Source organism: Pseudomonas juntendi (assembly GCF_021560075.1).
GTDB classification, from domain to species: domain Bacteria; phylum Pseudomonadota; class Gammaproteobacteria; order Pseudomonadales; family Pseudomonadaceae; genus Aquipseudomonas; species Aquipseudomonas juntendi.
This window is the reverse complement of record NZ_CP091088.1, coordinates 4,627,219-4,639,376: the sequence shown is the minus strand read 5'-3', so window position 1 is coordinate 4,639,376 and position 12,158 is coordinate 4,627,219. Positions and strand designations below refer to the sequence as shown.

Below are 12,158 nucleotides of genomic sequence, written 5' to 3'. Positions count from 1 at the left end.
GCTAGCTTACAAGCCAGGCAGACGCTGGCGAATCTGCTCGATCACCTGGTCCATGCTGCCAGCAGTCTGGGTGTCAACGTGGGTGCTCTGCACCAGCTCCTGCGTATCCAGCGCCTCTCGGCTGGCCTGCTGCGCCTTGACCACCTCCAGGGTGGCATCCGACGGGTCGCTGTTCTCGGCCTGGCGCTGCTCCAGCCAGCTGGCGATTACCGGGTCCGGCGCGTGGCAGTCCAGAATCAGGAACGGCACGCCAGTCTGGCTGGCGACCTCGGCCGCAGCCTGGCGCTGTTCGCGTTTGAGGTAGGTGGCATCCAGCACCACCGGGAACCCTGCCCGCAGTACGGTCGCGGCGACTTCGTGCAGGCGCCGGTAAGTGGCAGTGCTGGCCTCCTCGGCATAAATGCCGGTGCTGAGCTGGGCGGCCTCAACCTGCTGCTGTTCGCCGTACAAGCGCTTGCGCTCTACGTCGGAACGCACGCGCACCGCGCCCAGGGCCTCGACCATGCGCATGGCCACATGGCTTTTGCCCACTGCCGATACGCCGTGGGTGATGGCTAGCAGGCGCGAAGGGATGGCGCTGTAGCTTTCTGCCAGGTTGGCGTAGTTGCGGTAGGTGCGCAGGGTGGTGGCACGCTGCACGCCATCGGCATTGGCCGGCATGCTGAATAGTGCGACCTTGGCCCGTACCAGTGCGCGGTAGGCCTTGTAGAAGTTGAGCAGCTCCAGGCCTTCGTAGTCGCCGGTCAGTTCCAGGTACTGGCTGATGAAGCGCCGGGCCAGGCACTTGAGGCCGCGGTCTTCCAAGTCCATCGCCAGGAAGCCGGTGTCGGCGTAGACGTCGGTCAGGCGGAACGGTTCGTTGAATTCGATGCAGTCGAAGATCACCACCTGGCCATCGATCAGCGTGGCGTTGCCCAAGTGAATGTCACCGTGGCATTCGCGAATGAAGCCATTGGCCTTGCGCTTTTCCAGCAGGCCATGCAGGCGCTCGAAGCTGCTGCGTGCCCAGGCTTGGAGGGCGTCTAGCTGTTGCAGGTCGGCCTTGTCGCTGAGGAACGGGCGAATCTGCTCGAAGTTCTGCTCCACCGGCGCCATGACGGCCTCCGGCGTGCCCAGTGGATGCTCGACCGGTACCCGCGGGGCCTGCAGGTGGAATTCGGCAATCTGCCGGGCCATCTGGTCGATGTGCGTGGCGTTCAGTTCGCCATTGGCCTGCAAGGTGCTGAGCATCTGGCCTTGGGGGAACTGGCGCATCTTCAGTGCATATTCGATGGCCTGGCCTTCGCCGGCGAGCTGCGGCGCATCGGCGCTACCGGTGATCGGCAAAACGTCCAGGTACAGGCCGTCGGTCAGGCGCTGGTTCAGGCGCAATTCTTCGTTACAGAAATGCTGGCGCTGGTCCAGGCCAGTGAAGTCGAGAAAGCCGAAGTTCATCGGCTTCTTGATCTTGTAGGCGTACTCGCCCGTCAGCAGCACCCAGGAGATATGCGTCTCGATGAGCTGAAACCCGTCCACGGGGTGGGGGTACAGGGCGGGGTTCTGCAACGCAGTGATAAGAGCTTGGCTCACGGCAAATCCTTCCGGGGGCAGGGAATTCGAATGCATCATTATGGTCAATGGTGCCGTCCCTGCCTACCGCCGGGCCGCCTGCCCAGTCTTTCCAAAGTGCGTATAATCCGCCGTCATGACTCGAACCCGAACTCCCCGTACCCCTCAAAAACGCCCGACCGGCCGCTCCCGCGCCTGGCTGGGCTGGGCTTTGAAGCTCAGCCTGGTAGGCCTGGTGATCGTCGCCGGCTTCGCGGTTTACCTCGATGCCGTTGTCCAGGAGAAGTTCTCTGGCAAGCGCTGGACCATCCCGGCCAAGGTGTATGCACGGCCGTTGGAGCTGTTCACCGGCCAGAAACTGAGCAAGAACGACTTCCTCACCGAGCTCGACGCGCTTGGCTACCGGCGTGAAAGCGCGGCCAACGGCCCGGGGGCGGCGGCCGTCAACGGCAACACCGTCGACCTCAACACCCGTGGCTTCCAGTTCTACGAGGGCATGGAGCCCGCGCAGTTCGTGCGCGTACGCTTCTCCGGCGATTACGTGGCCGGCCTTTCCGGGGCCAATGGCAAGGCGCTTGACGTGGTGCGCCTGGAGCCGCTGATGATCGGCGGTATCTACCCGAAAAACCTTGAAGACCGCATTCTGATCAAGATCGACCAGGTGCCCAAGTACCTGCTCGAGACCCTGGTTGCCACGGAAGATCGCGACTTCTACAGCCACCATGGCGTGTCGCCCAAGTCCATCGCCCGGGCCATGTGGGTGAATACTTCATCCGGCTCGATGCGCCAGGGTGGCAGTACCTTGACCCAGCAGCTGGTGAAGAACTTCTACCTCAGCAGCGAGCGCAGCCTCAGCCGCAAAGTGACCGAGGCGATGATGGCGGTGCTGCTTGAACTGCATTACGACAAGCGCGAAATTCTCGAGGCCTACCTCAACGAGGTCTTTGTCGGGCAGGACGGCCAGCGTGCCGTGCACGGCTTCGGCCTGGCCAGCCAGTTCTTCTTCAGCCAGCCGCTGTCGGAGTTGAAGCTGCACCAGATCGCCTTGTTGGTGGGCATGGTCAAGGGCCCGTCCTACTACAACCCGCGGCGTTACCCTGAACGTGCCTTGGCCCGCCGCAACCTGGTGCTCGACCTGGTGGCCGAACAAGGCGTGGCCAGCCAGGAGGAGGTCGATGCAGCGAAGAAGATGCCGCTGGGCGTGACCAAACGTGGCAGCCTGGCCGACAGCTCGTTCCCGGCCTTCCTCGACCTGGTCAAGCGGCAGTTGCGCCAGGACTACCGCGATGAAGACTTGACCGAGGAAGGCTTGCGTATCTTTACCAGCTTCGACCCGATCCTGCAGATGAAGGCCGAAGCCTCGATGAGCGAGACGTTCAAGCGCCTGGCCGGGCGCAAAGGGGCGGACGAGGTCGAATCGGCGATGGTCGTGACCAACCCGGAAACCGGTGAGGTACAGGCCCTGATCGGCAGCCGCCAGGCAGGTTTCGCCGGCTTCAACCGCGCCATCGATGCCTCGCGGCCGATCGGCTCGCTGGTCAAGCCGGCTGTCTACCTGACCGCGCTGGAGCAGCCGAGCAAGTACACCCTGACCAGCTGGGTGCAGGATGAGCCGTTTTCGGTCAAAGGGGGCGACGGCCAGGTCTGGCGCCCACAAAACTATGACCGCCGCCCGCACGGCACGATCTACCTGTACCAGGGGCTGGCCAATTCCTACAACCTGTCCACTGCCAAGATCGGCCTGGAAGTGGGGGTGCCAAACGTGATCAAGACCATCGGCCGGCTGGGGGTGAATGTCGACTGGCCAGCCTTCCCGGCCATGCTGCTGGGGGCTGGCGGCATGTCGCCGATGCAGGTCGCGACCATGTACCAGACCATTGCCAATGGTGGCTTCAACACGCCGATGCGCGGTATTCGCAGCGTGCTTACCGCCGAGGGTGAACCGCTCAAGCGCTACCCGTTCCAGATCCAGCAAACCTTCGACCCGGGTGCCATCTACCTGGTGCAGAACGCCATGCAGCGAGTGATGCGTGAAGGTACCGGGCGCTCGGTGTACAACACCTTGCCGCGCTCGTTGACCCTGGCGGGCAAGACCGGTACCAGCAACGACTCGCGCGACAGCTGGTTCTCTGGTTTCAGCCAGGATTTGCTGGCGGTAGTGTGGATGGGCCGCGACGATAACGGGAAAACACCGTTCACCGGCGCCACCGGTGCCCTGCAGGTATGGACCAGCTTCATGAAGAAGGCCGACCCGCTGCCGCTGGACATGCCGCAACCGGACAACGTGGTACAGGCCTGGATCGACCCCTACAGCGGCCAAGGGTCTGACGGCAGCTGTCCGGGAGCGGTACAGATGCCGTATATTCGCGGCAGTGAACCGCCCGCTGGCGCAACCTGTGGCGGCGAGCAGAATCCAGCTGAATCGGTCATGGACTGGGTCAAGGGCTGGATGAATTAAGCGCAGGCTGCATTGATGAGGTGTGACGTGAACAAGTGGCTGTTTCCTGCCGTGACGGCGCTGGCTGTGCTCCAGGGGTGCTCCAGCGTCCCACGCGGCAATATTCCGGTGGTCGATTCGAGCACCCGCGTGTCGAACAGCGAGCGCGTGTCTGCCAACCGCCCGGCGGGTGGTTACAATGCTGGCACCGCGCAAGCGCAAACAATGCCTGAGGATTCCGGCGTCACCGTGATGATCCCGCAGGGCGCAGGCGCTTCGGGCATCCAGACCTTCCCAGCGGCCAATGGCGCGGCGCCGATCAGCACCGCGCCGATCACGCCGGGGCCGATCACTACCGGGCCGGCCACGTCGGCGCCCATGACCACCAACCCCAACCCGATCGCCGACGAACCGTTCGATATCGCGGCGATGAACAGCGCCCCACAAAGCACCAGTGCCCCCACCGGTATTCCGCGCAGCAACACGGCTGCAGGTGGCCTGGCGGCTGACGAGCAACTGGACGGCCCAGTACTGGCACTGCTGACCACCGCCACCACCCAGCAGGGCAGTGGCGATTTCAACGGCGCTGCTTCCAGCCTGGAGCGTGCCCAGCGCATTGCCCCGCGCGAACCGCAGGTGCTCTACCGCCTGGCCCAGGTGCGTTTGTCGCAAGGCGATGCCCCGCAGGCCGAGCAGCTGGCGCGTCGCGCCCTGACCTACGCCAACGGCCGCCCCAGCCTGCAGGCCGAACTGTGGAACACCATCGCACAGGCCCGTGAAAAACAGGGCGATAGCGCTGGCGCCGCCTTGGCCCGGCAAAAAGCGCGGGTCAGTTCCTGATGATCGAGCAACGTATTCTGGACATCGCCGACCACCTGCTGCTGATCGAGCGTGAGCTGCAGGTGCAAGGCTGGTGGGAGGACGAGCCACCGAGCGACGAGGCGCTGGCCAGTACGGTGCCCTTCGCCGTCGATACCTTGCGTTTCGAGCAATGGCTGCAATGGATCTTCCTGCAACGCATGAAGATCATCATCGAGCTCGGCCAGCCGCTGCCAAATGCCTCCAGCATCCTGGTCATGGCCGAAACGGTGTTTGCCGACCGGCCGGAGCAAAGTCGTGAGCTGCGCCGGCTGTTGGCAGCTTTTGACCAATTGATCGCTCCTTCTGCCTGATTTCTTCAGTTTTTTCGTCAAGGGCCGCAGATTGTGGCCCTTTTTTATGGAAATCTTATTAATTCTGCTGCTGAAGCGATTTTTAGTGGTTGCAAGAATTCATCTCGGGGAAAAATTGGCAATAATTTTTCTTGACTTGTGCGCGCCGAATCACAAGAATCCAACTTCCGCTTTAGAGGGACTGCCAGAAGCAGACCCGCTAAGCAGATCATGAGGCGCACACCCGCGCCGACCTGTTACACCCCGCAACGCGTTACCTCGCGCTGGGTGGGAAAACCCCGCAACACTCTGGGGCGCTCCCAATACTTGCTCAGTCAGTGCTGACGTTCGCTCATGCTCTGCTTGGCAGTAAACCTATTAAGACCCGTCCTGAAGGGGCGGTATTCTGGCGTTTTAGAGGTGAACAACGTGGAGCTTTTATCTGGCGCTGAGATGGTCGTCCGCTTCTTGCGTGACGAAGGCGTTAAGCACATCTACGGGTACCCTGGTGGTGCTCTCCTGCATGTTTACGACGCGCTGTTCAAAGAACCGGAAGTGGAACACATCCTGGTTCGTCACGAACAGGCGGCAACCCATATGGCGGACGGCTACGCCCGCGCCACCGGCAAGGCCGGTGTGGTGCTGGTAACCTCCGGCCCGGGCGCGACCAATGCCATCACCGGTATTGCCACCGCCTACATGGACTCGATTCCGATGGTCATCCTGTCCGGCCAGGTGCCTAGCACCATGGTAGGTACCGATGCCTTCCAGGAAACCGACATGATCGGTATCTCGCGGCCGATCGTGAAGCACAGCTTCATGATCAAGCACCCGACCGAGATCCCTGAAATTCTGAAAAAGGCGTTCTACCTGGCGCAATCCGGTCGCCCAGGTCCAGTCGTGGTCGACATTCCAAAAGACATGACCAACCCGGCTGAAAAGTTCGAATACGTCTACCCGAAAAAGGTCAAGCTGCGCTCGTACAGCCCAGCGGTCCGTGGCCACTCCGGCCAGATCCGCAAGGCGGCCGAGATGCTGCTGGCTGCCAAGCGCCCAATCGTCTACGCCGGTGGCGGTGTGATCCTGGGCGGTGGCTCCGAAGCGCTGACCGAAATCGCCAAGTCGCTGAACCTGCCTGTCACCAACACCCTCATGGGGTTGGGCGGCTTCCCGGGTACTGATCGCCAGTTCCTCGGCATGCTCGGCATGCACGGCAGCTACACCGCCAACATGGCCATGCACAATGCCGACGTGATCTTCGCCGTCGGTGCGCGTTTCGACGACCGCGTGGTCAACGGCCCGGCCAAGTTCTGCCCGAATGCCAAGATCATCCATGTCGATATCGACCCGGCGTCGATCTCGAAGATGATCAAAGCCGATGTACCTATCGTTGGCCCGGTCGACAGCGTGCTCAGCGAAATGCTCGGCATCCTCAAGGAAATCGGCGAGCAGCCCGACAAGGCCGCGCTGGATGCCTGGTGGAAGCAGATCGACGAGTGGCGTGGCAATGGTGAGCTGTTCCCTTACGACAAGGGCGACGGCAATGTCATCAAGCCGCAGAAAGTCATCGAGACCCTGTGCGAAGTGACCAAAGGCGATGCCTTCGTCACCTCCGACGTAGGTCAGCACCAGATGTTCGCGGCGCAGTACTACCGTTTCAACAAGCCGAACCGCTGGATCAACTCCGGTGGCCTGGGCACCATGGGCTTCGGCTTCCCGGCGGCGATGGGCATCAAGCTCAACTTCCCGGACCAGGACGTGGCCTGCGTGACCGGCGAAGGCAGCATCCAGATGAACATCCAGGAGCTGTCCACCTGCATGCAGTACGGCCTGCCGGTGAAGATCGTCAACCTGAACAACGGGGTGTTGGGCATGGTCCGCCAATGGCAGGACATGGCCTACAACGGTCGTCACTCGCACTCGTATGTCGAGTCGCTGCCTGACTTCATCAAGCTGGCCGAGGCCTATGGCCATGTGGGTATCCGCATCACCAGCCTGAAGGACCTCAAGCCGATGCTGGAAGAAGCGTTTGCGATGAAGGACCGCCTGGTATTCATCGACATCGCGGTTGACCGCAGTGAGCACGTCTATCCGATGCAGATCAAGGATGGCTCGATGCGTGACATGTGGCTGAGCAAGACGGAGCGTACCTGATATGCGGCATATCATTTCCCTGCTGCTGGAAAACGAACCCGGTGCTTTGTCCCGTGTGGTCGGCCTGTTCTCCCAGCGCAACTACAACATTGAAAGCCTGACCGTGGCGCCGACCGAAGACCCGACCCTGTCGCGTCTGACGCTGACCACCGTTGGCCATGACGAAGTGATCGAACAGATCACCAAGAACCTGAACAAGCTGGTCGAAGTGGTCAAGCTCGTCGACCTGTCGGAAAGCGCCCACATCGAGCGCGAGCTGATGCTGGTCAAGGTCAAGGCCACCGGTGCCCAGCGCGCCGAGATCAAGCGCACCACGGATATCTTCCGTGGCCAGATCGTCGATGTGACTGCCAGCGTGTACACCGTACAACTGAGCGGTACCAGCGACAAACTGGACAGCTTCATCCAGGCCATCGGCACCGCATCGATTCTCGAAACCGTGCGCAGCGGCGTTACCGGCATTGCCCGTGGCGACAAAGTGCTCAGCATCTGAATTTAAAAATTAGCGATGGCTCCGCAGGGGGCCGAGATATAACCAGGGGTATTTTCATGAAAGTTTTCTACGATAAAGACTGCGACCTTTCCATCATCCAGGGCAAGAAAGTCGCCATCATCGGTTACGGCTCCCAGGGCCACGCTCAGGCGTGCAACCTGAAGGACTCCGGTGTAGACGTTACCGTCGGTCTGCGTAAAGGTTCGGCTACCGTTGCCAAGGCTGAAGCCCACGGCCTGAAAGTTGCCGATGTTGCTACCGCTGTCGCTGCGGCTGACCTGGTGATGATCCTGACCCCGGACGAGTTCCAGGGCACGCTGTACAAGAACGAAATCGAGCCGAACATCAAGAAGGGCGCTACCCTGGCCTTCTCCCACGGCTTCTCGATCCACTACAACCAGGTTGTGCCGCGCGCAGACCTGGACGTGATCATGATCGCGCCGAAAGCGCCGGGCCACACCGTGCGCTCCGAGTTCGTCAAGGGCGGTGGTATCCCTGACCTGATCGCGATCTACCAGGACGCTTCGGGCAACGCCAAGAACGTCGCCCTGTCCTACGCCGCTGGCGTGGGTGGTGGCCGTACCGGCATCATCGAAACCACCTTCAAGGACGAGACCGAAACCGACCTGTTCGGTGAGCAGGCCGTCCTGTGCGGTGGTACCGTAGAGCTGGTCAAAGCCGGTTTCGAAACCCTGGTTGAAGCTGGCTACGCGCCGGAAATGGCCTACTTCGAATGCCTGCACGAGCTGAAGTTGATCGTTGACCTCATGTACGAAGGCGGTATCGCCAACATGAACTACTCGATCTCCAACAACGCAGAGTACGGTGAGTACGTCACCGGCCCAGAAGTCATCAACGAAGAATCCCGCAAGGCCATGCGCAACGCACTGAAGCGCATCCAGGACGGCGAGTACGCGAAGATGTTCATCTCCGAAGGCGCCACCAACTACCCATCGATGACCGCCAAGCGTCGTAACAACGCTTCGCACGGCATCGAGATCATCGGTGAGCAACTGCGCTCGATGATGCCTTGGATTTCGGCGAACAAGATCGTCGACAAAGCCAAGAACTAAGTAGCATCGCAACATGAAAAACGCGGCTTCGGCCGCGTTTTTTCGTTCTGGCAGTCAGCATCTGGTATAAAGCAGACCAGTGGCCTGCCGTCAGAACCTGTTTCGCGGGCCCGTGTCGAACATTTTCCATCCTGTTGCAAGGTACCCTCCATGAGCGAACGTCCCGAAGAGCCGAACAAGCCCTCCGACGCCGAAAGCCTGCTACCGGTCGATGAGCACGTTGAAGAAGGCCATGACGCCGAAGGTCGCAAGGTGCGCCACCGCGGCATCTACCTGCTGCCCAACCTGTTCACCACCGCCAACCTGTTTGCCGGCTTTTATTCCATCATCAGCTCGATGAGCGCACAGAGCGCCCTGAGCGCTGGCGACCCGCGTGAAGCGAGCAAGTATTTCGCGTTTGCCGCCATTGCCATCTTCGTGGCCATGGTGCTCGATGGCCTCGACGGCCGTGTCGCGCGCATGACCAATACCCAAAGCGCGTTCGGCGCCGAGTATGACTCGCTGTCGGACATGGTCGCCTTCGGTGTGGCCCCGGCCTTGCTGGCCTTCGGCTGGGCGTTGGGTGACATGGGCAAGGTTGGCTGGATGGTCGCCTTCATCTATGTTGCCGGCGCCGCGCTGCGCCTGGCACGCTTCAACACCCAGGTCGGCACCGCCGACAAGCGCTACTTCATCGGCCTGGCCAGCCCGGCTGCCGCGGGTGTTGTGGCCGGCACCGTGTGGGCGTTCAGCGACTACGGTATTCAGGGCTCCAAGCTGTCGTTCCTGGTGGCGCTGTTGGTGGCGGCTGCAGGCATGCTGATGGTCAGTAACATCAAGTACAACAGCTTCAAGGAGCTGGACCTCAAGGGCCGTGTGCCATTTGTGGCCATCCTTGCCGTGGTGCTGGTGTTTGCCGTGGTGTTCAGCGACCCGCCGCGTATCCTGCTGCTGATCTTCCTCGCCTACGCGGCTTCGGGGCCTATCCAGTTCCTGCTCAAGTCGCGCCGCCGTAAAGCGTAAAAAACGCTTAACGCTGGAATAACCCGCCGGCTCCATAGTCTTACTGGTACGTCCGTTACCCAGTGCTATGGAGCCGCTCATGCTCATCAAGCTTCCCAGGTCGTCCGAGTGCAAGGCATCGGAGATCACCCCCGAAGGCATTTACCTGTCCCGTCGTACCTTGTTGGGTGGCTCGTTGGCCGGCCTGGCCCTGGGCGCATTGCCCGGTGTTGGTCGTTCGGCCGAGGCCAGCCGTTATGCCGATGTCGAGCCGGGCAAGGCGCCTGGCTGGTTCACGGAAAAGCTCGGTGCCACGCAGTGGCAGGCAGTCACGGCCAAAGGGGAGGCGATCACGCCGTTCAAAGACGCTACCCACTACAACAACTTCTATGAGTTCGGCCCCGACAAGGGCGACCCGGCGGCCAATGGCGACAGCCTGAAAACCGAACCTTGGTCGGTTGTGGTGGATGGTGAAGTCGGCAAGCCTGGGCGCTATGCCCTGGAAGACTTCGTCAAACCCTACCAACTTGAAGAGCGCATCTACCGGCTGCGTTGTGTAGAGGCCTGGTCGATGGTCATTCCGTGGCTGGGGTTCCCATTGGCTCAGGTACTGAAGCAGGTCGAGCCGACGTCGAAGGCCCGGTACGTGCGTTTCGAAACGCTGAAAGACCCGGAGCATATGCCTGGCCAACGCTCGGGCTTTGCGCTGATTGACTGGCCTTATAGAGAAGGGCTGCGGCTGGACGAAGCGATGCACCCCTTGGCGGTTCTTGCGGTAGGCATGTATGGCCGCGAGTTGCCCAACCAGAATGGTGCACCGCTGCGGCTGGTGGTGCCGTGGAAGTATGGTTTCAAGAGCATCAAGTCGATCGTGCGCATCAGCCTGGTGGCCGAGCAGCCCGGAACTACCTGGCAGGGCCTGGCACCCGATGAATATGGGTTCTACGCCAATGTGAACCCCACTGTCGATCACCCGCGCTGGAGCCAGGCGCGGGAGCGGCGGCTGCCTAGCGGGCTTTTCAGTCCCAATGTGCGGGAGACGCAAATGTTCAATGGCTATGCCGACGAAGTGGCCTCGCTCTATGCCGGGCTCGACCTGCGGAAGAACTACTGATGCGCTATCCCTGGTTTCGTCTGGCGATCTTTATTGTGGGCTGCCTGTTTCCTGCCTGGTGGTTGTACGAAGCGGCTACGGGGTTGCTGGGGCCTGACCCGGGCAAGATCATGATGGACCGGTTGGGGCTTGGCGCGCTGATCTTCCTGCTGGTGACCTTGAGCATGACGCCGCTGCAGAAGCTGACGGGGTGGTCGGGTTGGATCGTGGTGCGGCGGCAGCTGGGGTTATGGGTGTTTGCGTATATCGTGCTGCACATTCTCTGTTACCTGTTCTTTATTCTCGGGCTGGATTGGGGGCAGTTGGCGGTGGAGCTGCGCAAGCGGCCTTACATTATTGTCGGGGCGCTGGGGTTTCTTGGGTTGTTGGCGTTGGCGGTTACCTCGAACCGGTATAGCCAGCGGCGGCTTGGGGCGCGGTGGAAGAAGCTGCACAGGTTGGTGTATGCGGTGTTGGGGTTGGGGTTGCTGCATTTCTTGTGGATCGTGCGTTCGGATCTGCGGGAGTGGGCGGTTTATGCGTTTGTTGGGGTTGTGTTGATGGGGCTGAGGGTTCCGGCGGTTTCGCGGAGGTTGGCTGGGTTGGTCAGGCGGTAGGGGGGGGGTGAGTTGGGTTCAGGTTGGGCAATGGGCCTGTCTATAGATAGTGGTGGGGTTGGGAGGCGTACGTCGCAACACATCCAGCGCCTGTGAGATCGAGCGCCGCCCGCGCGGCGCTCGATCTCACAGGCGCTGAAAATGTTATGGCGAACACTTCGCGGCCTCAAAACAGCCTTCGCCTGGACTATTTCAAATAAATGAAATTAAAGGTTGACGCCCTCTCGAATCCCCTTATAATGCGCCCCACTTCCAGCGACAACGGAACGACAAACTCCTTGAAATTCAATGAGTTGAACGATTCGGAAGGCGCTGTAAGGGCTACGATCGAATGATCGAATGCGGTTGAGATGATGGTTGACAGCGCTTCTAAACGCTGTATGATTCGCCTCCCGCTACGAGAGATCGCAGCGAGTCAAGTGTTTGAAGCTAAACGAGTTTCTCGCAAAAAACTTCAAAATAAACGCTTGACAGCAAATGAGGAAAGCGTAGAATGCGCGCCTCGGTTGAGACGAAACGCTCTTAACCACCGCTCTTTAACAAATCGAATCAAGCAATTCGTGTGGGTGCTTGTGAGTACGGACTGATAGTCAAAAAGATTATCAGCATCA

At 60.8% G+C, this 12,158-nt stretch carries 10 protein-coding genes; 9 read left to right on the top strand and 1 reads right to left on the bottom strand.

Features of this window, described 5'->3' with window-relative positions; genetic code table 11:
• Positions 1-6 precede the first annotated feature (6 nt).
• The gene (locus L1P09_RS21520; protein WP_235768088.1) at positions 7-1,569 is read right to left on the bottom strand and encodes a bifunctional aminoglycoside phosphotransferase/ATP-binding protein; all 1,563 of its coding nucleotides are present in this window, start codon (positions 1,567-1,569) and stop codon (positions 7-9) included.
• A 115-nt stretch (positions 1,570-1,684) separates the two neighbouring features.
• Between L1P09_RS21520 and mrcB the strand changes: the two genes are divergently transcribed.
• From mrcB to msrQ, 9 genes are all read left to right on the top strand, one after another.
• Positions 1,685-4,006 (top strand): penicillin-binding protein 1B, encoded by a 2,322-nt coding sequence (mrcB, locus tag L1P09_RS21515; protein WP_009685382.1) that lies wholly within the window; start codon positions 1,685-1,687, stop codon positions 4,004-4,006.
• A 15-nt stretch (positions 4,007-4,021) separates the two neighbouring features.
• Positions 4,022-4,825: a tetratricopeptide repeat protein gene (locus L1P09_RS21510; protein ID WP_033690908.1), complete on the top strand. Its 804-nt coding sequence runs from the start codon at positions 4,022-4,024 to the stop codon at positions 4,823-4,825.
• Positions 4,825-5,157, top strand: a complete 333-nt coding sequence (locus tag L1P09_RS21505; RefSeq protein WP_009685384.1) for a YqcC family protein — start codon at positions 4,825-4,827, stop codon at positions 5,155-5,157. The genes L1P09_RS21510 and L1P09_RS21505 overlap by 1 nt, the downstream gene beginning before the upstream one ends.
• A gap of 408 nt (positions 5,158-5,565) precedes the next feature.
• Positions 5,566-7,290 (top strand): acetolactate synthase 3 large subunit, encoded by a 1,725-nt coding sequence (locus tag L1P09_RS21500; protein WP_009685385.1) that lies wholly within the window; start codon positions 5,566-5,568, stop codon positions 7,288-7,290.
• Between the two features lies 1 nt (position 7,291).
• Positions 7,292-7,783 (top strand): acetolactate synthase small subunit, encoded by a 492-nt coding sequence (gene ilvN / locus L1P09_RS21495; protein WP_003250040.1) that lies wholly within the window; start codon positions 7,292-7,294, stop codon positions 7,781-7,783.
• Positions 7,784-7,839: 56 nt separating this feature from the next.
• Positions 7,840-8,856 carry a ketol-acid reductoisomerase gene (ilvC, locus tag L1P09_RS21490; protein ID WP_009685386.1) on the top strand — a complete coding sequence of 339 codons (1,017 nt, stop codon included), beginning with the start codon at positions 7,840-7,842 and terminating at the stop codon, positions 8,854-8,856.
• A 150-nt stretch (positions 8,857-9,006) separates the two neighbouring features.
• Positions 9,007-9,858, top strand: a complete 852-nt coding sequence (gene pssA, locus L1P09_RS21485) for a CDP-diacylglycerol--serine O-phosphatidyltransferase (protein WP_009685387.1) — start codon at positions 9,007-9,009, stop codon at positions 9,856-9,858.
• 79 nt (positions 9,859-9,937) lie between these two features.
• On the top strand, positions 9,938-10,951 hold the full coding sequence (gene msrP, locus L1P09_RS21480) for a protein-methionine-sulfoxide reductase catalytic subunit MsrP (protein ID WP_054905992.1): 1,014 nt from the start codon (positions 9,938-9,940) through the stop codon (positions 10,949-10,951).
• The gene (msrQ, locus tag L1P09_RS21475; RefSeq protein ID WP_054905991.1) at positions 10,951-11,547 is read left to right on the top strand and encodes a protein-methionine-sulfoxide reductase heme-binding subunit MsrQ; all 597 of its coding nucleotides are present in this window, start codon (positions 10,951-10,953) and stop codon (positions 11,545-11,547) included. Before msrP ends, msrQ begins: the two co-directional genes overlap by 1 nt.
• Positions 11,548-12,158: the final 611 nt, after the last annotated feature.